Raw genomic sequence first — 22,195 nt, forward strand, 5'->3', positions numbered from 1 at the left:
TTAATTAAATCATAATGATTTGATGAATGTATAATTTCTATATCTTCTCTTGAGGCCTCTATATTATTATATCCATAGGTGATATTTGGATTGCTCTGTGTTGAGAGCCACGATTCAACTACTTCGATTCTTTGGGCTGATTCAGGATGAAAAGTACCATTTGAATGTTTTTTTCCCTCTGTGTTAAGTAGAAAATGGATAGGAACCAAATTTTATCTCCAAAATTATTTATTTAACAAAATCTGTTATTTATCTTAAAAGTTTTTTAAATTAATATTTCCTTGTGATTGAACTATTTAGTTTAATTAATAGACAAACCAAAGAATAGTTGAATACTTTTGCAGATTGATTAATTACAAATCAAATCAGATATAATATTTATATATTTTGTACCAGATAAAATCTATAGTTATTTTCTAGGGGGATTATCCTAATTTGTTTTCTTGTTCATTATTGCTAATAAATCAATAAGAAAGAGTAGTTTGTATAAATAGCTAATATTTTTACAGTTTTTTTCAAAATACTCTAGTAAAATAAGTTCAAAAATTGATAATATTATATTTTTAATGTTTTTTCTCTATTCTGAGAATTTTTCCAAAAATTTTTTACAAATAACTCTTTTTCTTGTTTTCTAAACTGATGATAGATAACTCTACAAGCTATGATGTTGATATTGTTAATTCTCTGACAATTTAAGTCTTTTATATTTGTATTTCAGGAATTTTAAGATTCTCAAAAAGGAAAGGCTAATGAATAAATTGATATCATATGAAAATTAATGACTCTTTAAAATATCATACAGTCTGTTTTCTTTCCTGATGTTAGATTTCTAGATGTTGCTTAAGAAAGATGAGGAATATTAGGTGTCACCCAAAAAAATTGAAGTAAGTAAAATCTCTTGTCTAAGAGACACAGAACTGGAGAAAACTTCCGCAGGATTTCAAGTTTCAGGATACAAGGAATTTGAATCAACAAATGAACCTGAAAAAGTGGGTTTCATCTTATCCGGGGTGAAACTGATTTCATTTCAGCAAATAATAGTAAAAGGAATTCGGCTTAGGATCAAATGGATACCAAACGGTTTTGAAATCCGAGAAGAATTAAATCAGTTAGATGAAGCCTTACGTGGTTTAACAAGACAAAATAATATCATCTTTGTTAGTAAAGATGATAATACTCCAGTTATTATGCAAGGTGAGCCTCAAGTTGAAAAAAATGGATTTGTTGGGCATTTAATACGAATAAATTGGGAATTTAATGAAATTCAGATTTTCCCTCTTCAAAAATCATGTGTGTTTCAATGTGTGTTAAATTCCAGAAATCATCGTATAGATTGTTTTATCAAATAAGATATATTTTGATTTAGCGAATTTTTAGAAACTTTGAGCTGATTTGTATGGCTAATGTTCGGATTATTGAACTTGATCGAAAAATTCAAGAAGAAAATGACAAAATCGCTAATCGAATTAGGGAAAAAAGAATAAAATTCGAAATCCCTATGATTGATATAATGGGAAGCGTTGGATCTGGAAAAACCTCAATTTTAGAATATTTTACACAAAATTACATAAAATTTCAAAATATTCTAGTAATCAATGGTGATTTAGCAACAGATATTGATGCACAACGAATTGGGCGGTTTGGTGGGACATGTTTACAAATTAATACAGGTAGAGGTTGTCATTTAATGGCCTTTCAAATTGAAAAAGCTCTCGAGGGAATAAATCTAAATGATTATGGAATAATTTTTGTGGAAAATGTAGGAAATTTAATATGTCCATCTGCTACAGATATTGGGGCTGATCTAAAGGTAACCGTTACAAGTGTAACAGAGGGTCCGTATGTTTTTCAGAAACATCCTATAACTTTTAAATTAAGTCAATTAGCAGTAATTAATAAAATTGATTTAGCTAGAGTTATGGATATTGACTTAAGTGATGTAATAGCTAAGGCTTATGACCTTTATCCTCATTTAGAAATCTATCCCACCAGTACAAAATCAGGAGAGGGAATGGAGTCATTTGCTAAACGGTTAGGTCTAAAAGTTCAGTAATAAAGAAGGAAAGGTATTATTCAAAAAAGACCTAAAAATCGTTTCTTTGGTTTTCCTTGCGCAACAGGCGAATCATCATCAATTACAAATCTAGCAGAAGGAAAACCACGTTTTGGTTCAGACTTTTTACCTTTTTGTGAAGAAATTATTGAGAATGGAGAATCAATATCTTCTAGTAATGAGTCCAATTCTCCTTTTGGATAATAATAACCTCCTGAATCTGTAAGAGGAGAATGAACATCACTTAAAACGACGATCACTCGAATCTTATTGCTTAATTCTGGGTCTATTGAAGCACCCCAAATTATTTCTGCTGAATCATCGATTTCAGTCGCAATTTTCATAACAGCTTCTTCCGCATCTTTTAAGGCTAATCCTTCTCCGCCAGAAACACAAATTAAACATTTTTTTGCTCGACTTATATCAAGGTCATCTAATAGGGGGTTCCTTAAAGATTCAAAAACTGCATCATCAACTTTTGTGGTTTGATGGTCAGATTCTCCTAAACCTATCATCGCCATTCCCCCTTTAGTTAAAATTTTTCGGACATCAGCAAAATCAAGGTTGATCAGCTGCGGCCTGGTAATTAATTCAGTGATTGCTTTTACAGATCTAAGTAAAACTTCATCAGCAATACGAAACGCAGCCATCATTGTAATTTCTTCAGATAATTGGAGAAGTTTTTCATTAGGAACTACTATTACGGTATCAGAGGTTTCTTTCAATTTTTTAAGGCCTTTAACAGCATTTTCATATCTTTTGAGTCCTTCCATTTCAAAGGGTAGTGTACATATAGAAACAGTTAATGCACCATTCTCTTTCGCTTGTTTAGCTATAACAGGAGCAGCTCCTGTTCCTGTTCCACCTCCTAAACCACAAGTAATAAAAACCATATTAGCTTGAAGCATATTTTTTATATCATCTAAAGATTCTCGTGCAGCAGTTTCACCGATATCAGGATTATTCCCTGCGCCAAATCCTCTTGAAGAATCTTTACCTATCAGCAATTTTTTATGGGCTCTCGTAGATAATAAATGTTGTGCGTCAGTATTTACTGCAACACACTCAGCTTCTACACCAGAGTTCATCAATCTATAGACTGCATTATTACCAGCACCTCCCACTCCTATAACTTGGACTCTAGGTAATCTTTCCATTAAAATATTGGCGATTTCAGAATCAACTTGAGGTGGAGGGGTATTATATCGAGATACTGGTTCTTGTTGGTTATTACCGAGATTTTTAAAGGATCCAGAGCCATTTAGGGCTTCTTTATACTCACGATAGATAGATTGCATTAGTTATGCCTTCCTTCTTTTCATATGAGGATAACCGACAAAAAAAATAAAGGCAGATGTAATATTCTCATAATATGCTTAGATTTTAAATTAACTAACAAAGAACTCATTTTTTTTATTCAAACCACAATTTTCTTTAAAACTTCTTGAATTACTTATTTTTGAAAAATAATGCACGAATTTTCCTTAGCACAGACTGTGTTAGAAACAATTGTTTCTGTTGCAAAACAAAAAGATTTTACTAAGATTAAAAAGATTATCTTAAAATTTGGTGCCTTTGCATTAATCCAAGAAGATCAATTTAGATTTTGTTTTGAAATTGTGCAAAAAAGTATAAAAATGACTGAAAAAACCGAATTGCAAATTGAATGGGTTCCAGGTGAATTGAAATGTTTAAATTGTAATTTTGAAGGCAAAATTGAAAATCTCCCACAAGATCATAATGAATTAGCTCCTATTTTTCAATGTCCAAAGTGTAAAAGTTATAAAACTGAAATCCTTTCAGGTACTGAAACTGTAATTGACTCAATTATCGTTTAAACAAATTAATTGGATGAATAACTTTAGATACTTCAAAAGACATTTTAGTTAGTTTTCCTTTAGACAATAATTTAATGTAGAGCATAAGATAAGTATATAATATTTATTTTTTCACAGTTAATTGTCTTTTACTGGATATTAAATGCGAATAAATTAATTTATAGGTACTTCAAACGAATTTATCCTGTAACAAGAATTAAAAATTCATGGGTTCGTGGTCTAGTTTGGCTAGGATCCGCGCCTGGGGCGCGCGAGCCCGGGGGTTCAAATAGAAAGTTCAACAAGAATTTTCTTGAAAGTCCCCTCGAACCCACTCCATTTTATATTTCCTCTCCTTTATTTTCATATTCTCAATCTATCTATTATTATGATAAAAGAATTAGAATGCCTTTTTTTAATAGAACTATGATTTCATTCTTTATTATAATATTATCTACAATAAATACATATTTTATTAGGAATTTATCATTTCAATAAGATGTTGAAGATTTGACTAAACTATTTGAAAAAGGATATGAAAGTCTAGTAATCAATATTGATTTGAAATAAAACAATAGGAGACGAACATAGTAAGTGGAATATCAACCGAAAATTCTTCCTAAACAAGATACTCTTCCTGAAAAAGCGAAAAAGGCTATCACATTAGTTCTTAAGCCAGTAGGTTATCCTTTACGAGCAGGTGAAGAACTTACTCCTTTTTTGACAACTGATGATCCAACATTATTTCAGCAATATGCAAGAAGTCAATGGATTGGGTTAGTTGTTCAAAAAGGAAGTTTTTTATTTGATTCTCTCCTATTTCCAGATTATGCTTTTCGTGCAATCACTGTCGAACCTGAATCATCACAGATAACTGAAAAAACTGAAATAAGTCTGATATCTGAACAGGAACCAGAACCTCCTATAATCCAAAAGACTGATAATACTCATTTTATTGACATTGTAGGTCAAGATACCGCAAAAGAAAAATGTAAAGTCATTGCTAAATTCCTAGCCTCTGAAAAACTGATGCGTTCTGAATGGGCACCACGGAATATTTTATTTTGGGGGCCACCTGGTAATGGTAAGACCATGATGGCAAGAGCACTTGCTCAAGAATCAGATTTTCCAATGTTTTTAGTTAAGGCAAGTGATCTACTTGGAATGTACGTTGGTGATGGTGCACGGAAAATTCAAAAACTTTACATTGATGCTAAGCAAAAATCGCCATCAATTGTTTTTATAGATGAGTTAGACACGATAGGATTAAAGCGTAATTATCAAAGTATCCGAGGAGACGTTATTGAGCTCGTTAGTGCTCTACTTGGTGAATTAGATGGTATCGAACGTAATGAAGGTATCATCACAATTGGTTCAACTAATCAGCCTGAACTTTTAGATGCAGCCATTTTAAGTCGATTTGAGCAACTTATTGAATTTAAAATCCCAGATATGGATGAAAGAATGCAAATCCTAAAGAAATATGCTTCAACATCACCAATTCCCTTTATTAAAATTCACTGGAAAACTGTCGTGGAAAAAACTCATGGTTGGTCAGCTAGAGATCTCAAAGAGAAAATTATTAAGAATGCAATTCATTCTGCAGTTCTTAATGATAAAAAATCTATTAATATGTCTGATTTAATTGAGGTATTGAAAAAAAATAAAATTCTTGATGAGTCATTAAACCATTATTCATAAGATTTAATCAAGATCCTCATCCTTATTACAATTAGGAGTTTAAATTTTGGAATCAGATCTAGATCTTTCTAACTTAATATTTTATTTTTTACTTTCTGGTGAAAATCCTGAATTAGCTGAATTCGAATTTCAGACTGTTTTTAATGTTTTAGCAAAAGGACAATTCAAAGAATATGCTATTAATATATTTTCGGATAAACGAATTATTGAGCTTACTTTGAGTATCAATACTAGACAAATAGATGCTCAAAAAATCGTTGAAGATCTTTTAGATCGATTGACACAGGTTCATGTTTGTTTTAAAAGAAGTTTAAATTTAGATTTCATAAAGTATGGTATTAAATCGTATTCTGATTTGTATAGACAAGTTCACAAATCTAACATATATATTCAAAATCCAGAAAAATCATTTGGGATAATTATTAAGCGAATAGGTATACCTAAAGGATTTCTAAAAGATAAATCAATAACATTAGAATTATCTAGGAATTTGGGAGCTAAAATTCAAGCATTATATCCTCAAAAAAAGGTAAACTTGCGAAATCCCGATGAAAAATTTTTAGGTATTATTAGTGAGTATGGATTTTGGTTTGGAGTTCTTATAGGATCTTCATTACGTAAGGAAGTTAGAAAAAGAACAGCTCATACACGTCCTTTTTTTCATCCAAGCTCAATGAATCCCATTTTGCTAAGAACTATGATTAATCTTGCTGCCTTAAAATCAAATGATTTGATGCTTGACCCATTTTGTGGGTCTGGTGGAGGAGTTATGGAAGCTGCACGGATGGGAATTAGGTCGATTGGTATTGAAATAGATAAAAGAATCGTTTGGGGGGCGTTTCAGAATCTAAAATTTTTTGAATATTCAAAAATTACATCATTGATACATGGAGATGCTCTAAATATATGTATTTCAAAAGGGAGTATTTCAGGAGTAGTTACAGATCCTCCATATGGAACAGCAGCTTCTACTAAAGGGATATCTCTTTCTAAATTAATAATAAGGTTTTTTAAAGAAATATCTCCTATTCTTTCTTCAAATCAACGTGTTGTGTTAGCAATCCCTGCCAACTTGGAAATTGAAGAGCAAGCTTCAGAGATCTTGCATGCCTCAGTATATATATTCTACCAGTATGTACATAGATCATTAACTCGAAAAATATTAGTTTTTGTAAAGAAATAATTTTCTTTCAGTTATTTAGAGAAAATTTATAATTCCTGTTAATGAAACATTAACAAGAAATAATGTAAAGGGATGATTTGAAAAACTAAAATTTTATTTGAAGGTAAATATCTAAAATATTGCATTATTCAGTTACATAAAAGCTAGTCATTTAAAGGTAATCTGAGTTTGATTTTAATTGATGGAATATCATCATTAAAGAATTATATGCAATAAGATTCAGATTAATGGATGATTAAAAGTATTCAAGTAACCTTTTAAAAGAAAAATAACAAATTTCAATCTTCTATTATGCAGGAATGAATAAATGGCTGTAACAAAACTAGAATCAATTGATGTGGATATGGATTTCGAAACAACTCAAGAAATTCCCATCCCATCTAGGTTAGTCGATCAGGTTATTGGTCAAGAACTACCTGTTGAAATTATTAAGAAAGCAGCAATCCAAAGAAGAAATGTCTTACTAATCGGGGATCCTGGGACAGGAAAATCGATGTTAGGTCAAGCACTGGCAGAATTATTACCTCGTGAGGAATTGGAAGATATATTGTGCCTTCCAAATCAAAATGACTCCCATAATCCTCGAATAATGACAGTTCCCGCTCTTGAGGGAAGAAAAATTGTAGACCATTATAAACAACTAGCAAGAAAAGCTGACCAACAACGAAATATGCTCCTATTGGGAATTCCTGCTCTTATAATAATTATTGCGATTCTCTTGTTTCCAACAGAGTTGTTGTTTGCATTTTTAGTTGCCCTAGTGGCATTTTTTGTAATTGGTCAATTTAGAAGTAGACGAGAAAATTTGGTACCAAAATTATTGGTTGATAATTCAGAAAGTACTAGCGCACCATTTAATGATGCTACTGGTGCTCATGCTGGAGCTCTATTAGGTGATGTTAGACACGATCCTTTTCAATCTGGAGGCTTGGGAACTCCTGCTCATGATCGTGTAGAAGCTGGGTTAATTCATAAATCTCATAAAGGAGTTCTTTATATTGATGAAGTAGCAACTCTAAATCAGAAAACACAACAACAATTACTTACAGCAATGCAAGATAGACAACTAGCCATAACAGGACAATCTGAACTATCTAGCGGTGCTATGGTGAGAACTGAAGCCGTTCCCTGTGATTTTGTTCTTGTCGCTTCTGGAAATATAGATACCGTTCGGAGGATGCATCCAGCTTTACGTTCAAGAATTCGTGGTTACGGATATGAAATTGCAGTTAATCACTCAATGCCTGATAATATGGAAAACCGTCGAAGACTCGTTCGTTTTGTGGCTCAAGAAATTGTTAAAGATGGGAAAATTCCTCATTTCTCACGAAGTGCGGTATTAGCTATTATTCTAGAAGCAAAAAAACGAGCAGAGCGAAAAAACCGTTTATCTCTACGTTTAAGAGATTTGGGTGGATTAATTCGTGCTGCAGGAGATATTGCTAGAGAGGAAGGTGTTCCTTTTGTTGAACCTCGGCATGTGTATGCAGCACGTGATTTAGCCCGTTCATTAGAGAACCAATTAGCTGATAAACAAGTAGAACATAAAAAAGAGTATCAAGTTATCAACACGAGTGGAGGAAAGCTTGGTAGGGTAAATGGACTTGCAGTTTCATCTGATCCTGCTGGTGGTGCTAGAGGAGGTCATATTACCCCAATTGAAGCACAAGTGACAGTAGCTCAAGGTGTAGGTGGAAGAACTATTGCTACAGGTCAATTGCGAGTTATTGCACGTGAATCCGTGCAGAATGTTTCTGCATTAATTAAAAAATACACAGGTCAGAACATATCAAAAATGGATGTTCATATACAATTTTTAGGAACATATGGCGGCATTGAAGGAGACAGTGCAAGCATCACAATAGCTACTGCGATTATGAGTGACTTATTAAATCTACCTGTTCGTCAGGATTTAGCAATGACAGGATCTCTATCGGTACGAGGTGAGGTTTTACCCGTTGGAGGAATAACGGCAAAAGTAGAAGGTGCTGCTCTAGAAGGCATTTCTGAGGTCATAATTCCAAAGGTTAACGAAGCTGATCTTGTTTTAGATGATAAAATAAAAGATAAAATTAAAATTACTTCTGTAGAAAATATTGACGAAGTATTTGCAATTGCCTTGATTGGATGGAATCAAAAGGACCTAGCTGCTGCATTGAACCAACAACCTCATAAACAAGCGTCAATTCCATCATCCTCAAATCCCACAGGATTTCCTAGTTAAATAGTTATTTTTACCAATGCTTGACATCAATATGATACTCATCAAGCTCCATATTTGATTCTTCTCTCCAATGATCTAAATATTTTAAATTGATGCATTTAAGAAAAAATAATAGAATATCAACTATTCTTGGTTCAAAGTTTGATAGCTATCATAATCCAGCTATATATTTTTCTAATGATTATGAAAGAAGACACAATAAAAAGATTCTATATTGATTCCTAGAAAAAAGCTGGGTAATGACCCAATTTATTAAAAAAAACAAAAATTAAAAATCATTAATAGAAAATGATTAATTTGCAATAAAGCAGGGATTCACACAGTTTAGTATAAATTCAGGATCCGTAGCTCAGCATGGACAGAGCGGCGGCCTTCTAAGTCGCAGGCCGGGGGTTCAAATCCCCTCGGATCCGCCATTTTCCTAAATAATATATATTACGAAATTTGGACTCGTAGCTCAGCATGGATAGAGCATCTGCCTCCTATATGAAAATTTACTAAAGTTCGTTGAGAAAGCAGAGGGTTCGGGGGTTCAAATCCCCTCGAGTCCGTTCTTCAATGATCTTATTTAAATATATAACAAGGGCCCTTAGCTCAGTATGGACAGAGCGCTTGCCTCCGGAGCAAAAGAGTTGGTTATTCATATCTTCTCGAGAGAGGTCGCGGGTTCAAATCTCGTAGGGCCCGTCAAATTGATTTAGTTAAAATAGTCTTATAGGGTTTATTTTTATTAAATTTTTGTTCTACGTCTCATTTTGGTTGTTGTTACTTTTTTGATCCTAGAAACCAATCCTCGTATTCCTTATGTTTTTTTCGCTTTTTTTCATGCTCATCTTCCTGATCGTCTAGTTGAGCTTCCCATAAGGCTGTCTTCTGGCGATGATGCATACGTTCATATTCTCTACGACGTAGTGCTAACCCACAAACCGTACATACATAAAATGGTGATTGCCATTTTGCTTCACCACTACATTCAGGACATCTTGCCACATATTACACCTTTTATTTTGAAATTCTGTTTTTTTTTTCTATATGATGGATTTTAGTTAAGGATTGAAGTCTTTTTCTTAATCCCTTTAACCGATTTTTTAGTAGATCTCTATGGGATTTATAAGAGCTCGAGTATTTAAACCTTAAAGTACAATAATCAAGGTAATATTTTAGTTTATTATTTTATTATAAAAACTGAGGCTTTTTGATGAAAAACTGAAATAAAAATTAAAAAAATAAAATAAAATTATGAATTTTAAGATTAATTAGAATTGTTTGGGATAGGATAATGTTTAGAATTGTTAGCTTCAGAAATGATTCGATCTTACAAAATCCAGCAATAAAAAAACGTTTTGAACACTATCTTGATGTCCAAAATGGAAAAAAAATAGCTCATTACTTGATTGCAAAGAAAACCCCCCTTAGTATAGAAAAACTCAATAATTTTACGATTCAAGAATTATGGGATATTCATAAGAAAACCAGAAAAACATTTAATAAACTAAATCACCAGGTTCAAGACGGAAAATTATCATTTAAAGAAATCCCAACTCCTCAAATTTCATTTTTAGATTTAAAAGTATACATTGCCAGTATTATATTAAATAACTGTCATTTTTGCGAAAGAAGTTGCGGTGTAGATAGAACAAAAAATCAGCGAGGGTTTTGTCGCTTATCTACAGAAAGCGTGATCACCTCGGCTTTCTTACACATTGGTGAAGAACCCCCTTTGATTCCATCAGGAACAATTTTCTTTACAGGTTGCACTTTCAAGTGTATTTTCTGTCAGAATTGGACTATTTCTCAAGAATGGGGGAGTATTAATAAATTGAAAGAAGGCAGAATCATTGATCCTCAATCTATATCCCAAATCATGGCAGATCTATCGAAGAACGGTGCAAAAAACATTAATTGGGTAGGAGGTGAACCTACCCCGAATATACATAATATTTTAAAGTCATTAACGTTTTTCAAAGAAAATGTAATCCAATTATGGAACTCAAACATGTATCTCAGTCCTGAGGGTATGGATTTGATAGTTGATATCATGGATTTTTGGTTACCAGATCTTAAGTTCTATGAAAACCAATTTGCTTATGAGATGACTCAAGCCCAAAACTATTGGGAAATTACAACACGTAATATCAAGCAAGCTTATGATTTTGGGACTAAGGAAATGATAATTCGACACCTTGTTATGCCTGAAAGGGTTGCAAAGGATACTTTTCCAATCTTAGATTGGTGTTCACAAAAGACCGAGCAAGCTTTTGTAAATATTATGGGTCAGTGGAGACCTGAGCATAAAATTCACAGGAATAGTGTTTATCAAAATCTTAATCGGAGACTTAAAGGAGAAGAATTGCAAGATGCTAGAAACTATGCTGATAAATTGGGTATTTTATGGCGAGAAGTCTCTTAGCTACATTTTTTATTATAAAGGGATATATGTTGTTTGAAGTTGATCATAGGTTGGATATTCTTCAGCTATTCCAAGTTTTAAATTAGGGAAATAAACTAGTAATTCATCTTTGAGATCTTCTAATACCCCTGCATTTGTAAGTATTCGATGTTTTTTTGAATCTAAATGTACCCATTCCTCTGGAACTTCAAATTCAGTAATTAGTGTTTCTTTTATTTCTTTCAAATTATCAGACTCGGATTCAATTACCCCTCTGATTAATAACCCTCTATCTATACCTTTTTCAATTATTACATCTGATGGAAGGTGAACAGACTGGGCAATTCGATATAAACGGTTTGATAATTGTACTGTATCTTTTGTGCGTAGTGCACAAAAATGAACTGGAACATTCGAATTTGAATTCGCCCATATCACAATTTCATGCCCTAGTTTAAAGCTTTCTGCTACTGCAGCTTGATTGTGGGGATCACATTTTAACCCATGTGCCAATAAATTACGATAATTAGTTTCACTTACCTCCAACTCATTGAAATTAATAAAATAGAAGTATTTTTTTCCTTCAATAAGCTTTTCAAACTTTTTAATCAACTTTTGATAATATTTAATACCTTTTGTAGGGATTATTGGTACTTCAATCCCAACATCTAATTTTGCTTTTAATGCCAATTCAATACTCCTAAAGTCTTTTTCAATGTTTTTAACATGAAAACGAATTTCTGAAATATAAGGAGCAATAGCAGTTAACTTATATTCATCTAATTCTTTTCCCCTAGTATAGACATGGATATGAAAGGATTTCGACTTTGAACGAAGAAGTTTACAAAAATTAAGGGTCTGATTAAAACTATGTGATTCTAAAGGATCTCCACCAGTCATACTTGCTCCTTTTGCATCCATTATTGTCATTTCTATAATAAGATCATCAATTTCTGTGATTGGCCTTTCATTAGCAAAAGCGAAAGGGGAAGCTTTCCTCTCTAAACTTAAAGGGCAATAAAAACATTTACTAGAACATTCTGTTGAGACAAGAACGACTAATTTTTGCCCAGAGATACATTGTTTACAACCTTTCGATAAAGATCCTGTGTACTTACTCCCCCAAGATGTATTATGAACAGATAGTTTCATCATAAGCCTCTAAAAAAGGAATAAATAAAGAAATAATTATTCTCTATAATATACTTTGAAATGATCACCTTCAGAAACCACACGATAGAATCCAGGTAATTCAGCTTTTCCAAGAACTTTTTTTGCATAAAATTTTATTTTTCGGGAAGAAAGATTATTGACAACAATTGTCTTTCCTTCTTTTTTTGGTTTTAGATTTTCTTTATCTTTAATTGTTTTAATTATTTCATCAATTAAATCAGAATCTGGGATATCAGATAAATCAATTTTCATTTTCATTTCTCCTTCAATTTAAATCAGAGTACATTGGATCAGGAATAATATCATCAAGATAGTTTAATAGAAGCTCATAATTAAAGTTATTCCTTGATTGAATAAGCATTGCTTCTGAAGCTACGTATTTAGAACATTCTCCTGTGCGATTTGATGGGGAGAGCTTTTTAAATGAGCAGGCACGACTAATATCGAGGATTACAGATTCCAGAGGTTTTTCAAGGAGTTCTGTACGGACATGAGATTCCGAAACTAGTCCAAAAGCTAAACCTGTTGAAATTACTGGCTCGCTTTTCATAACATATTTTAGCAAACAATCGACATGACCCAGATATCCTTCTTCCCCTTGTACAATTTTTTCTTCATATAAGTCTTCTAAAGAAAACTTAGCTCCACAATGAGAACAAATTAGTCCAGCTCCACGAATGATTAGATCATAGATAACATATAGGTCGATTTCTAAATCTTCGATGTCCAATTGATCCATTGCTCCAAACTGTACCCTTTAAGGAGTTTTAGCTTCAATTAGTTCTCCCATCTTATCGGTATTTATACTATTTTCTATCCGAATCCTTTACCATAATCATAAGAGAAGATATTTAGGGTATTTCTTTTAATTAAATAATTAGTTAATAAAGAAAATAAATTGAAGAATGGCATTAATTTTTGTTCTCCTTATAATAATCATAAAGGAAGCTGTTCTTTTCACCTAAATTTTAGATAAGAGTCTCAAATTTTCTTACAAAAAGGCTGAATAAAATCATTTTCGATAAAATTCTATTTAATTCAACTTAGTTTATTTTTTAATTAAACCCAACAAAAGGATTTCTTAAATATAACCTAATTTTTGTTTTGTATGCTGTTTTCTATTGTAATTATTGATTATTAAATAATTTTACTAGAAAATAGACGCTCTTTCATTCTCTCTGCTTTTCAAAATAGACTTTTCAGAAACTATAATTTAATCAAAGAGCAAGATTTATCTAAATTATACAAAAATCTTTCAAGTGCTAAAAAGAGAGCTTGATTCGAGAATTTAATCCTTAATCTCAAATAATCTGATATAAAAGACGTTCTAACCTTTTCCAGAGAAGTATAAAGCGTGGTGGAAGTAAAATGGAAGATAAAATAGAAAATTCAAAAATGCTTTTACAACAAATCTCGAATGATCACTCTGTACCTAAAAATATTAGACGTGCAGCTAAAGAAGCCTACATGGCAATCATTGGTAAGAATAGCCAAGATGATGACCCCCCTGAAGTCAGAGCAAACCTTGCTATTTCCATCTTAGATGAAATCAGCCAAGATCCAAACTGTCCTCTTTTCGCACGAACAACTATATGGAATGTTTTATCTCTTCTCGAGACAATCACAACAGATTCTTCGAAGGACTAAATAGTCCCTTAATTTTTCGACTTTCGCATTAGTCATTGCCCCAATAGTTTTAAGTACGAGTTATAGCTCTTCTACTGGGATATTCAGACTTTGGACGATCTCATTTGCCTCTTTAGGAGAAGTTTTAAAGGTATAGAGTCTTTTTTTTGTACGAAGTTTTAATTTTACAGTTTCAGAGTTTTTAACTCTTTTAACGTAACAGATGGAGGCTAAACCAAGTGTAGCCATAAATTCTTCCTTTGTTTTCAATTCCTCAGGCATAAAACAGTCCTCATGAAAAATAATCTCGTTTCATTCTATTTTGGTTTGAATTTTTATGGTTATTTACTTTTAATTTCATCTACATAATACTTAATTTTTTTCAGTTTTCCATTACAATTAGAACAAGAATCAATATTATTTTTTTCTATTTGTCCACAATTTCTACATTTTAAGTACCATTTCACTGTTTTTGTAATTTTTTTACCCGATAAATTATCAATTGCAGTGTTTAGAAGAATAGCTAGATTTTGTAATCTATAATCATTAGTTATTAAAGTTGCTCCAATCCTCCATGATAAAGCTAATATTTCAATGTCTGAAGAAGATAATAAGGTATTTGGATCAATTTTTTCAATTTTTTTTTGTGTTAATATCAAATCCTTATAATCTGGATGAGATATTATAATTTTTTTAGTTTCTTGTAAAACTTTAAAGTTCATTCTTGATTTAAAGTCTTTTAATTCATTTAAAATACTGGGAGTGGTATAGAATTGAGAGTTTTCTAGTTTTTGTAGCAATTGAAAATCATATCCAATAAATACTGTTGCATCTAGAACATATTTTTTTTTGTAATCATTCAAATTAATCCCTTATTTCTGGATGGATATGCTGTCTCCATCTTTTCATGAATTTCTGGGATCGATAAAAGCTTACAGTTTTATCAGATAGAAAAAATTCTAATTCTATTGGAGTGGTGAAATCTTGGGAAACTTGACCATCAATTACGATTTTTATTAGATTTACGCGGGTAGCACAACGTACTGCTATTCTTCGAAAATGTGCAAGAATTACTGGGCGTATTGCTAAATTTATAGGATTTATCCAAGAAAGTTCGATAATACCTAAGGCAGGATCTACTATTGGCCCCCCGCTGGATAGTGCATGCCCAGTGGAACCAAGAGCAGTTGAGATAATTAAACCATCCGCTAAAGTACCAGAGGTAACCATATCATCAATTAAAACTTTAAATTCAATTGGTTTTAAAAGATCTACAGATGTAATAACAATTTCATTAATAGCTGAACCAATACTAACTCCATTTAGAAAAGCTTCCACTCTCTGATGTTTTTCTAATTTAAATTTGTTATTAAAAAATGATTTTAGGTTTTTCTGAATTTCATCAGATTCTATTTCGGTCATAAAGCCTTTTCTCCCTTTATTGATTGATAATATCGGGATATCAGGACGAGACCGAGCTGCACGTAATATAGTTCCATCCCCGCCAATCGTTATGAGACAGTCAACTTTCATTTCTTCAAGAGTAACGCGATGAACTTGTTCTGGTAATTTTGGGGTTGATTTTAAAATAAAATCATATAATTCGGGATTTAAATAATAAGAGATCGATGATGTTCCTTTAGCTGATAAAATTTCATTGAAAATACCAATTGTTTCTTGAAAGAGAACATGGCTGAAAATACCTATTCTGGATACTTTCACCAATTTACACCTAACATATCAGCTGATCTAAACGTCCATTTCACGTACCTGGATGATTTTTATTCTATCCATAACAACCCAGTACTCTATTTCTACTGTTTTTCCTTCTTCAAACAATGCAGTTAATTTAGATTTCAATTCATCTTCAGAGGGAGGTTCTGCTTCAAACATACCATAAGTCTCATTATCCATGACCTGAACGAAACCACTCGGATCAATATTAGTCACCTGCCCTGTTTTTTTTTCAATGATGGGGACATTAATTCGTTTGTCAACAGGTGAAATAAATTGCCTTTTTTGGTTATCAAATAAACCTACCATCATTATTCGCGCTTTTGCTGCCCCATGTTTTCCTGGTTTACTCTTATCGATTGAAATTACCTTACATGGTTCATTTGAATCTGGGTCAATCATATAACGGCCTTCTTTCAGACTACCCACTTTCTTTGGTTCATAAGACATCATTTTGCACCATTTTTCTATTATCCACTGATCAAAAAAGTGATCTGGGTGAATTCTATTTGCAAACTGCTAGAATTTTGTTGTTTTTTATTTTTTGGGAAAAACTATAAGTTTGATAAAGAATTATATCAGAGTTTTAAGCAGTCAATTAAGATATATATTTTTCCTTAATCGAGTATTAAATAGTATGTATTCCTATCAAACTCAAAATAAAACTCTTTTTTACTCATTTTTCTTTCTCATTTAATCTTTTATCTCATTAAAAGAATATCCTACTTTTATTTCTATTTAAAAAACAAAGGCATTCATCAATAAATCGTTATAAATTCGATTTAAAAGAGTAGTAAATGAAAGTACTGATAGAATAAAGATAATAATACGGTGGTATAAAATTGTTTGCACCTAAGGGTTTAGGTTATGATAGAGGGAGTACAATTTTTAGTCCAGATGGAAGATTATTTCAAGTTGAATATGCAATCGAAGCGGTTAAACGTGGTACAACTGCGATCGGAATTAAAACTGCTGAAGGATGTTGCTTGGCTGTTCAAAAGCGATTACATACTTCTCTAGTTGAAAAAGAAATGGTAAAAAAGATTTATGCTGTTGATGACCACATAGCTGCAGCAATTGCTGGTTTAACGGCGGATGCGCGTATATTAATCAATCAAGCGCGTATCCAAGCTCAAATTCACAGAATTACATATAAAGAAGCTATTACAGTTGAAGCGCTTACTCGGCAAATATCAAATGTAAAACAAATTTATACACAGCATGCAGGTGTTCGACCTTTTGGAGTCTCATTATTAATAGCAGGCTGTGATGAAGTATCAGGGCCTCAACTTTATATGACTGAACCAAGCGGTAGTTACTGGGGCTATCGTGCAATAGCAATTGGTTCGGGGGCACCTGCTATCATTGAATTTTTGGAAGGAGAATATCCCGAGACGTTTAAAACCATGGAAGAAGGAAATAAATTAGCTTTAAAAGCTTTAAACCAAGTCTCAGAAGAGCCTTTAGATGGAGATATGATTGAAATTGCAATTATCACAACTGAAAAACGTTCTCTCGAATATCTTGATAGAAAAACAATTGATACTTATATTAAGAACTTATAGGAGACGATTTTATGTTACGGGATACAAGAAGGGTTGATTTAACAGGAAAGTCCGTTATTAGAGCAAAAGTTCAAGGAAATAGATTTGAAATCATCGTTAATCCTGAATTGGCACTGAAATACAAAATGAATCTTTTGGAAGATTCAATTAGTATAAATGAAATATTAGAAACAGATGAGATATTTCAAAACGCCAGCAAAGGGGAGAAAGCACCTGATGAGCTTCTTATTACTTGTTTTGAAACTAAAGACACATTAGATGTGGCAAAAATCATCCTAGAAAAGGGAGAGCTTAATTTAACCGCAGAACAGAGGCAAGAATTCTTTGAAAAGAAGAGAAAACAAATTATAAACATGTTAGTTAAAACCTGTATAAATCCTCAAACTCGGACACCACATCCAGCAACGAGGATCGAAAACGCTATGAAAGAAGCTAAAGTAATGATAAACCCCGCAATATCCGCAGAAAGCCAATTAAAAGATATTATTAAAGAATTACGACGGATTATTCCGATAAGTATGGAAACTGTGAAAATGGCGGTAAAAATACCTCCTGAATTTACAGGTAAGGCTTATGGAGAAGTGAAACGAACTGCTGATATTGAAAAGGATGAATGGCAAAATGATGGCCATTGGATTGCAGTTGTTTCTATCGCAGCGGGATTACAAGGTGAATTTATTGATCATGTCCAATCAATGACAAAAGGACATGCTGAAATAAAAATTTTAGAACGAATTCGTCTTTAATTTAGTGTTGAATATTAATATTCTTTGAATTATGAAGTGAAAAAAATGGAAATATTAGTTAACAGAAATCAATTAGTAATCCCTGGTGATTTACTGGCAAGAGGATCAGGAATTAAACCAGGTGGGGGTGTTTATAGGAAAAAAAAGGGAGACATTCATGAAGTCTATGCACTTATGATCGGTCTTGTAAATATTCGAAAGAATTTTATTGGTGTAGTTCCTTTAGAAGGATGTTATGTACCATTAGAAGGTGATATAGTTATAGGAATGATTACAAGAGTTGGTTTTACTTCATGGACCGTTGATATTAGAGGACCTTATGTAGGTAATCTTAGAGTTAATAATGTTCTGGATAGAGATTTCGATTCTACACGGGATAGCTTGGAAAGGATTTTAAATGTTGGAGACATAATTAAGGCTCAAATTACTAATTTTGATAGAACTAGAGATCCAGTTCTCTCGCTTCATGGACGTGGTCTCAGAAAAATAGATAGTGGGCGGTTAATTGAAGTCGATCCTGTCAAAATTCCTCGAATTATTGGTAAAAAAGGTAGTATGATTCAATTATTAAAAAATATGACCAATTCTCATATTATAGTAGGTCAAAATGGTCGGATAGTTGTAAACGCTGATAATTTTGATATAGAGGATTTAGTTATTCGTGCTATCCGAAAGATCGAGTTTGAAGCTCATACAAGTGGATTAACTGATAGGATTCGTGAATTTTTAGAAGAAGAGAAAGTAAGGATAAAAAATAAAGGTGAATAATATGAATCAAGAAACAAAATCACTTCTCAGAGAAGACGGTAAACGGTTAGATGGTAGGGATTTATATGAATTAAGACCAATTTCAATGAAAACAGGAGTTCTAAAAAGAGCAGATGGAAGTAGTTATTTAAAATGGGGTAATAATAAAATTCTTTGTGCTGTTTATGGTCCACGAGAATTACATCCAAAACATTTAGCTCAACCTGACAAAGCCATAGTTCGAGTGGAATATCGATTAGCAACATTTTCAGTGGATGAGAGGAAAAGCCCTGCTCCTAAACGTCGTGAATATGAACTTAGTAAACTGATTAAAGAATCATTAGATGCCATCCTCTTTCTAGAAAAATTTCCTAATGGTACAATAGATGTTTTTGTTACAGTATTAGATGCAGATGGAGGAACAAGATGCGCAGCAATAACTGCAGCCTCATTAGCTCTGGCAGATGCTGGGATCCCAATGAGAGGATTGGTTACTGGATGTGCAGTAGGGAAGATTGGTGGAAAAATTGTTGTTGATCTATCTGACATTGAAGATAAGGAAGGAGAAGGGGATATGCCTTTTGCTATTATAAGTAATTCTGAAGATATTACATTGCTTCAATGCGATGGACAGCTACATCCTGATGAGGTTAAAGAAGGAATAAGATTAGCTAAGGAAGCTATAAAGAAAATTTATGTGATTCAACGAGAAGCACTCTTGGCTAAATACTCTACAATAGAAGAAGTAATTGAAGAGATTTCAGAAGACGAGGAAGAGTAGGTAGAAAAAAATGCGATCAGAAGAAATTATTGGTAGTTTAGAGCGAAAATATCTTTTAGATTTACTTTCAAAAAGAAATCGAATGGATGGACGTGGATTTTTTGAGTCTAGACCCATAGAAATCATTCCAAATGTTATAAAAAAGGCTGAAGGTTCAGCAATGGTTAAATGGGGAGATACAATTGTATTAGCAGGAGTTAAAACAAGTGTAGGGGCTCCATTTCCAGACACTCCAAATGATGGAGTTATAACAGTGAATGCTGAAATGTCTCCTATTTCATCTCCAACACAAGAAAGTGGTCCCCCTGGTCCCGATGCCATTGAACTTGCAAGAGTGGTCGATCGGGGCATACGTGAGAGCAATGTCATACCAATAAAGGATCCAAAAATCTGTATAATTCCTGGAAAATGGGTTTGGGTTATATTTGTAGATGTTTACATACTTGATGATGGAGGGAATCTATTTGATTCCTCATCTTTAGCAGCTATGGCAGCATTAGCTAATACAAAAATAAATAAGATTGAAATTGATGATGAAAATGGTGAAGTTTCTCTATTGGAAGAAAAAGAGTATTTACCACGAAACGGGACAGTTTCAAGTTTAACCTATGTTAAAATTAATGAGAATATATTATATGACCCAAACTTGCTGGAAGACCGTGGTAAAGAAGCCCGATTCTCATTAGCCATTAAAGACAATGGTATGATTTGTTCGATGCAGAAAGGAGAGTCTGGTGTTTTTTCTGAAAAAGAAATTTCCAAAATAATTGAGCATTCAATACCACAAGCAAAAAAGATACATCAGTTAATTGAAGAGGCATCCAAAAAAGATTTACTTCATGAAATGTTTGAATGATTTCTATAAGTTAATAATTTCAAGGTATCTTTAAAACGATTAGTTGATGATAAAATGGGAAAAACTAAAAAAGTTGGTTCTACAGGCCGATTTGGGACAAGATATGGTGCCACTATAAGAAAAAGAGTTCGAAAAGTTGAAGAAACATTACGCATTGCCCATAAATGTCCATCATGTGAATCCGTTAAGGTTAAAAGAGCCTCAATTGGAATTTGGGAATGTTCTTTTTGTGGTTATCGTTTTACTGGTGGTTCGTGGGCTCCAGAAACACCTGGTGGTAAAATTGCCCAAAGAACGGCAAAAAGACTTTCTGGCCCTGAAGTATGACCATTTAAAGCAAATTGGTACCAATGGACTCAGAGTTATTCCTAAAAAATTGGGTTTTGATTACAACATCAAGAAATCCCCCTCATTTTCTTAGAAGAACTGCGAAAGTTCTCAACTACTCTTTACCTGGTTCTATCCGAAAAAATCGTGGTTCAAATAATTTAAATCAGCTCTTTTCCTATTGCTGGAACAATGGCATTCCACGAATTTATATCATCGAAGGCCAAAAAAAAGAAGATACGGTTCGATTAACAGTTTACAAGCTAAAAGATAAAATCGAACCAACAGCTCTTATGATAACGATGGATAATATCATCAATCTTCAAAGACATAAGGCTGATACAAGGATTAATATTCAAAGAATTAAAATTAGAATGGTTGCTGAATCAAATGAATTTGTGGATTATGTTCTGGATGAATTATACTTTTCCTACTTTTATAAAACTTTTAACCACAATCGACAAAAAACTCTGTATTTAGATTTTAAATTACTTTCTGAAAATGTGATTTCGTGTGTTGCAAGGTTATTAGTCAACGATATGGATAATATTTTGTTTCAATTAACTATATGTAAAACAAATCAGGAATAATCGTCAATGGATAAGCCATACAAAGTCATTTTCACCTTACATTATTCATTAGAGAGTCATGCTCAAATAGTTTTTCAATCTTTAGCTCCTGAGCTTAAAGAAAATCGTTTTGAAAGATCAGTTGTATTAATTGATCTACATCAAAACAAATTGATTGTAAGAATTAAAGCTAAAGATCCAATCGCGGCAAAAGCATCAATGAATTCGTTATTTCGTTGGATAACTGTTTCAAATAGGACTCTTACAACTATCTCAAAAGAAACTTAACTATATGAAAAGCTTGTATAAAAATAGAGGATTTTGAAAAATGGCGTTCAAAGAACTTTCAGCAGCTCAACAGGAGCAATTAATGAAGCTACGGCAACTTGAAGCAACCCTTCAGAACATTAGAATCCAACAAGCAGAGTTTAATCGTACATTACAAGAAAATAATCTTACAAAAAAAGAGCTTGCTAAGTTGGATCCAGAAATGCAAGTATGGAAATCTGTTGGGTCGGTCATGTTTCCTAAAAAAGTTTCCGAAACTTTGAAGGAACTCACTGATCGTATTGAATTAATCGAATTAAATCTAAAAAGGTTATCAAAACAAGAAACTGAAAGTAAAGAAAGACTTGAAGACCTTCAAGCTCGTTTGAGTAGTCAATTAAGTTCAAAAACATCAAACTAATCCGATCTTTACCTCA

27 protein-coding genes and 4 tRNA genes are annotated in these 22,195 nt (G+C 32.7%); 21 read left to right on the top strand and 10 right to left on the bottom strand.

From position 1 onward, the window contains the following. Positions 1-209, bottom strand: a 209-nt coding sequence (locus ACWVCY_RS02475; RefSeq protein ID WP_455140108.1) for a hypothetical protein, incomplete at its 3' end; no start/stop codon positions are given. A 654-nt stretch (positions 210-863) separates the two neighbouring features. On the opposite strand from ACWVCY_RS02475, the gene ACWVCY_RS02480 reads away from it, so the two are divergent. Continuing rightward, positions 864-1,349 (top strand): hypothetical protein, encoded by a 486-nt coding sequence (locus ACWVCY_RS02480; RefSeq protein ID WP_455140109.1) that lies wholly within the window; start codon positions 864-866, stop codon positions 1,347-1,349. Between the two features lie 47 nt (positions 1,350-1,396). After that, on the top strand, positions 1,397-2,053 hold the full coding sequence (gene hypB / locus ACWVCY_RS02485) for a hydrogenase nickel incorporation protein HypB (protein ID WP_455140110.1): 657 nt from the start codon (positions 1,397-1,399) through the stop codon (positions 2,051-2,053). Between the two features lie 20 nt (positions 2,054-2,073). Here the strand turns inward: hypB and ftsZ are convergent, their stop codons facing one another. Then, positions 2,074-3,351, bottom strand: coding sequence for a cell division protein FtsZ (ftsZ, locus tag ACWVCY_RS02490; protein ID WP_455140111.1), 1,278 nt, complete (start codon positions 3,349-3,351; stop codon positions 2,074-2,076). Between the two features lie 171 nt (positions 3,352-3,522). Between ftsZ and ACWVCY_RS02495 the strand changes: the two genes are divergently transcribed. The 8 genes from ACWVCY_RS02495 to ACWVCY_RS02530 all read left to right on the top strand — a co-directional run bounded on the left by ACWVCY_RS02495 (position 3,523) and on the right by ACWVCY_RS02530 (position 9,665). After that, positions 3,523-3,891 carry a hydrogenase maturation nickel metallochaperone HypA/HybF gene (locus tag ACWVCY_RS02495; protein ID WP_455140112.1) on the top strand — a complete coding sequence of 123 codons (369 nt, stop codon included), beginning with the start codon at positions 3,523-3,525 and terminating at the stop codon, positions 3,889-3,891. 208 nt (positions 3,892-4,099) lie between these two features. Next, a tRNA-Pro gene (locus ACWVCY_RS02500) sits at positions 4,100-4,204 on the top strand. A gap of 260 nt (positions 4,205-4,464) precedes the next feature. Further along, complete coding sequence (locus ACWVCY_RS02505) at positions 4,465-5,571, top strand: AAA family ATPase (protein ID WP_455140113.1); 1,107 nt, start codon at positions 4,465-4,467, stop codon at positions 5,569-5,571. Between the two features lie 46 nt (positions 5,572-5,617). After that, positions 5,618-6,754, top strand: coding sequence for a DNA methyltransferase (locus ACWVCY_RS02510; RefSeq protein WP_455140114.1), 1,137 nt, complete (start codon positions 5,618-5,620; stop codon positions 6,752-6,754). 307 nt (positions 6,755-7,061) lie between these two features. Next, complete coding sequence (lonB, locus tag ACWVCY_RS02515) at positions 7,062-8,978, top strand: ATP-dependent protease LonB (RefSeq protein WP_455140115.1); 1,917 nt, start codon at positions 7,062-7,064, stop codon at positions 8,976-8,978. A gap of 338 nt (positions 8,979-9,316) precedes the next feature. Next, positions 9,317-9,394 (top strand) — tRNA-Arg (locus ACWVCY_RS02520). A 30-nt stretch (positions 9,395-9,424) separates the two neighbouring features. Continuing rightward, positions 9,425-9,529, top strand: a tRNA-Arg gene (locus tag ACWVCY_RS02525). A 32-nt stretch (positions 9,530-9,561) separates the two neighbouring features. Next, a tRNA-Arg gene (locus tag ACWVCY_RS02530) sits at positions 9,562-9,665 on the top strand. 78 nt (positions 9,666-9,743) lie between these two features. Here the strand turns inward: ACWVCY_RS02530 and ACWVCY_RS02535 are convergent. Then, entirely contained in the window at positions 9,744-9,968 is a 225-nt protein-coding gene (locus ACWVCY_RS02535) for a hypothetical protein (protein WP_455140116.1), read from the bottom strand. Positions 9,969-10,257: 289 nt separating this feature from the next. Here ACWVCY_RS02535 and ACWVCY_RS02540 point away from each other — a divergent pair, with 289 nt between their 5' ends. Next, on the top strand, positions 10,258-11,388 hold the full coding sequence (locus ACWVCY_RS02540) for a radical SAM protein (protein ID WP_455140117.1): 1,131 nt from the start codon (positions 10,258-10,260) through the stop codon (positions 11,386-11,388). Between the two features lie 12 nt (positions 11,389-11,400). Here ACWVCY_RS02540 and ACWVCY_RS02545 read toward each other — a convergent pair whose 3' ends face one another. Genes ACWVCY_RS02545 through ACWVCY_RS02555 form a run of 3 tightly spaced genes read right to left on the bottom strand, consistent with a single transcriptional unit; the run spans position 11,401 to position 13,279 of the window. Next, positions 11,401-12,519, bottom strand: a complete 1,119-nt coding sequence (locus tag ACWVCY_RS02545) for a hypothetical protein (protein ID WP_455140118.1) — start codon at positions 12,517-12,519, stop codon at positions 11,401-11,403. A 36-nt stretch (positions 12,520-12,555) separates the two neighbouring features. Further along, a complete protein-coding gene (locus ACWVCY_RS02550; protein WP_455140119.1) occupies positions 12,556-12,792 on the bottom strand; it encodes a hypothetical protein in 237 nt (78 codons plus the stop codon). Between the two features lie 13 nt (positions 12,793-12,805). Next, a complete protein-coding gene (locus ACWVCY_RS02555) occupies positions 12,806-13,279 on the bottom strand; it encodes a hypothetical protein (RefSeq protein ID WP_455140120.1) in 474 nt (157 codons plus the stop codon). Between the two features lie 629 nt (positions 13,280-13,908). Here ACWVCY_RS02555 and ACWVCY_RS02560 point away from each other — a divergent pair. Continuing rightward, positions 13,909-14,187 carry a UPF0147 family protein gene (locus ACWVCY_RS02560; protein ID WP_455140121.1) on the top strand — a complete coding sequence of 93 codons (279 nt, stop codon included), beginning with the start codon at positions 13,909-13,911 and terminating at the stop codon, positions 14,185-14,187. 60 nt (positions 14,188-14,247) lie between these two features. Here the strand turns inward: ACWVCY_RS02560 and ACWVCY_RS02565 are convergent, their stop codons facing one another. The 4 genes from ACWVCY_RS02565 to ACWVCY_RS02580 are packed head-to-tail and all read right to left on the bottom strand — an operon-like array spanning position 14,248 to position 16,350. After that, positions 14,248-14,448, bottom strand: a complete 201-nt coding sequence (locus tag ACWVCY_RS02565) for a hypothetical protein (RefSeq protein WP_455140122.1) — start codon at positions 14,446-14,448, stop codon at positions 14,248-14,250. Positions 14,449-14,507: 59 nt separating this feature from the next. Beyond that, a complete protein-coding gene (locus tag ACWVCY_RS02570; protein ID WP_455140123.1) occupies positions 14,508-15,029 on the bottom strand; it encodes an NOB1 family endonuclease in 522 nt (173 codons plus the stop codon). A gap of 1 nt (position 15,030) precedes the next feature. Next, on the bottom strand, positions 15,031-15,888 hold the full coding sequence (locus ACWVCY_RS02575) for an NAD(+)/NADH kinase (protein WP_455140124.1): 858 nt from the start codon (positions 15,886-15,888) through the stop codon (positions 15,031-15,033). A gap of 27 nt (positions 15,889-15,915) precedes the next feature. Then, entirely contained in the window at positions 15,916-16,350 is a 435-nt protein-coding gene (locus ACWVCY_RS02580; protein WP_455140125.1) for a translation initiation factor IF-5A, read from the bottom strand. Positions 16,351-16,742: 392 nt separating this feature from the next. On the opposite strand from ACWVCY_RS02580, the gene psmA reads away from it, so the two are divergent. The 9 genes from psmA to ACWVCY_RS02625 are packed head-to-tail and all read left to right on the top strand — an operon-like array spanning position 16,743 to position 22,179. Further along, positions 16,743-17,465, top strand: coding sequence for an archaeal proteasome endopeptidase complex subunit alpha (gene psmA / locus ACWVCY_RS02585; RefSeq protein ID WP_455140126.1), 723 nt, complete (start codon positions 16,743-16,745; stop codon positions 17,463-17,465). An 11-nt stretch (positions 17,466-17,476) separates the two neighbouring features. After that, positions 17,477-18,211 carry a ribosome assembly factor SBDS gene (locus tag ACWVCY_RS02590; RefSeq protein ID WP_455140127.1) on the top strand — a complete coding sequence of 245 codons (735 nt, stop codon included), beginning with the start codon at positions 17,477-17,479 and terminating at the stop codon, positions 18,209-18,211. A gap of 45 nt (positions 18,212-18,256) precedes the next feature. Continuing rightward, complete coding sequence (gene rrp4, locus ACWVCY_RS02595) at positions 18,257-18,979, top strand: exosome complex RNA-binding protein Rrp4 (RefSeq protein ID WP_455140128.1); 723 nt, start codon at positions 18,257-18,259, stop codon at positions 18,977-18,979. A gap of 1 nt (position 18,980) precedes the next feature. Next, positions 18,981-19,739 carry an exosome complex exonuclease Rrp41 gene (rrp41, locus tag ACWVCY_RS02600; protein WP_455140129.1) on the top strand — a complete coding sequence of 253 codons (759 nt, stop codon included), beginning with the start codon at positions 18,981-18,983 and terminating at the stop codon, positions 19,737-19,739. A 10-nt stretch (positions 19,740-19,749) separates the two neighbouring features. Continuing rightward, on the top strand, positions 19,750-20,595 hold the full coding sequence (gene rrp42, locus ACWVCY_RS02605; RefSeq protein WP_455140130.1) for an exosome complex protein Rrp42: 846 nt from the start codon (positions 19,750-19,752) through the stop codon (positions 20,593-20,595). Positions 20,596-20,649: 54 nt separating this feature from the next. Beyond that, positions 20,650-20,922, top strand: a complete 273-nt coding sequence (locus ACWVCY_RS02610) for a 50S ribosomal protein L37ae (RefSeq protein ID WP_455140131.1) — start codon at positions 20,650-20,652, stop codon at positions 20,920-20,922. A gap of 23 nt (positions 20,923-20,945) precedes the next feature. Next, positions 20,946-21,512 carry a hypothetical protein gene (locus ACWVCY_RS02615; RefSeq protein WP_455140132.1) on the top strand — a complete coding sequence of 189 codons (567 nt, stop codon included), beginning with the start codon at positions 20,946-20,948 and terminating at the stop codon, positions 21,510-21,512. 6 nt (positions 21,513-21,518) lie between these two features. Then, entirely contained in the window at positions 21,519-21,779 is a 261-nt protein-coding gene (locus tag ACWVCY_RS02620; protein WP_455140133.1) for a KEOPS complex subunit Pcc1, read from the top strand. A 40-nt stretch (positions 21,780-21,819) separates the two neighbouring features. Beyond that, positions 21,820-22,179: a prefoldin subunit gene (locus tag ACWVCY_RS02625; RefSeq protein WP_455140134.1), complete on the top strand. Its 360-nt coding sequence runs from the start codon at positions 21,820-21,822 to the stop codon at positions 22,177-22,179. Positions 22,180-22,195 lie beyond the last annotated feature (16 nt).

This window comes from Candidatus Hodarchaeum mangrovi (assembly GCF_975850365.1).

Coding starts and splice junctions, on each gene's coding strand:
- hypB (WP_455140110.1), top strand. CDS start 1,397: ATGGCTAATGTTCGGATTATTGAACTTGATCGAAAAATTCAAGAAGAA.
- ftsZ (WP_455140111.1), bottom strand. CDS start 3,351: ATGCAATCTATCTATCGTGAGTATAAAGAAGCCCTAAATGGCTCTGGA.
- ACWVCY_RS02495 (WP_455140112.1), top strand. CDS start 3,523: ATGCACGAATTTTCCTTAGCACAGACTGTGTTAGAAACAATTGTTTCT.
- lonB (WP_455140115.1), top strand. CDS start 7,062: ATGGCTGTAACAAAACTAGAATCAATTGATGTGGATATGGATTTCGAA.
- ACWVCY_RS02540 (WP_455140117.1), top strand. CDS start 10,258: ATGTTTAGAATTGTTAGCTTCAGAAATGATTCGATCTTACAAAATCCA.
- ACWVCY_RS02545 (WP_455140118.1), bottom strand. CDS start 12,519: ATGAAACTATCTGTTCATAATACATCTTGGGGGAGTAAGTACACAGGA.
- ACWVCY_RS02550 (WP_455140119.1), bottom strand. CDS start 12,792: ATGAAAATTGATTTATCTGATATCCCAGATTCTGATTTAATTGATGAA.
- ACWVCY_RS02555 (WP_455140120.1), bottom strand. CDS start 13,279: ATGGATCAATTGGACATCGAAGATTTAGAAATCGACCTATATGTTATC.
- ACWVCY_RS02560 (WP_455140121.1), top strand. CDS start 13,909: ATGGAAGATAAAATAGAAAATTCAAAAATGCTTTTACAACAAATCTCG.
- ACWVCY_RS02565 (WP_455140122.1), bottom strand. CDS start 14,448: ATGCCTGAGGAATTGAAAACAAAGGAAGAATTTATGGCTACACTTGGT.
- ACWVCY_RS02580 (WP_455140125.1), bottom strand. CDS start 16,350: ATGTCTTATGAACCAAAGAAAGTGGGTAGTCTGAAAGAAGGCCGTTAT.
- ACWVCY_RS02590 (WP_455140127.1), top strand. CDS start 17,477: ATGTTACGGGATACAAGAAGGGTTGATTTAACAGGAAAGTCCGTTATT.
- rrp4 (WP_455140128.1), top strand. CDS start 18,257: ATGGAAATATTAGTTAACAGAAATCAATTAGTAATCCCTGGTGATTTA.
- rrp41 (WP_455140129.1), top strand. CDS start 18,981: ATGAATCAAGAAACAAAATCACTTCTCAGAGAAGACGGTAAACGGTTA.
- rrp42 (WP_455140130.1), top strand. CDS start 19,750: ATGCGATCAGAAGAAATTATTGGTAGTTTAGAGCGAAAATATCTTTTA.
- ACWVCY_RS02610 (WP_455140131.1), top strand. CDS start 20,650: ATGGGAAAAACTAAAAAAGTTGGTTCTACAGGCCGATTTGGGACAAGA.
- ACWVCY_RS02615 (WP_455140132.1), top strand. CDS start 20,946: ATGGACTCAGAGTTATTCCTAAAAAATTGGGTTTTGATTACAACATCA.
- ACWVCY_RS02620 (WP_455140133.1), top strand. CDS start 21,519: ATGGATAAGCCATACAAAGTCATTTTCACCTTACATTATTCATTAGAG.
- ACWVCY_RS02625 (WP_455140134.1), top strand. CDS start 21,820: ATGGCGTTCAAAGAACTTTCAGCAGCTCAACAGGAGCAATTAATGAAG.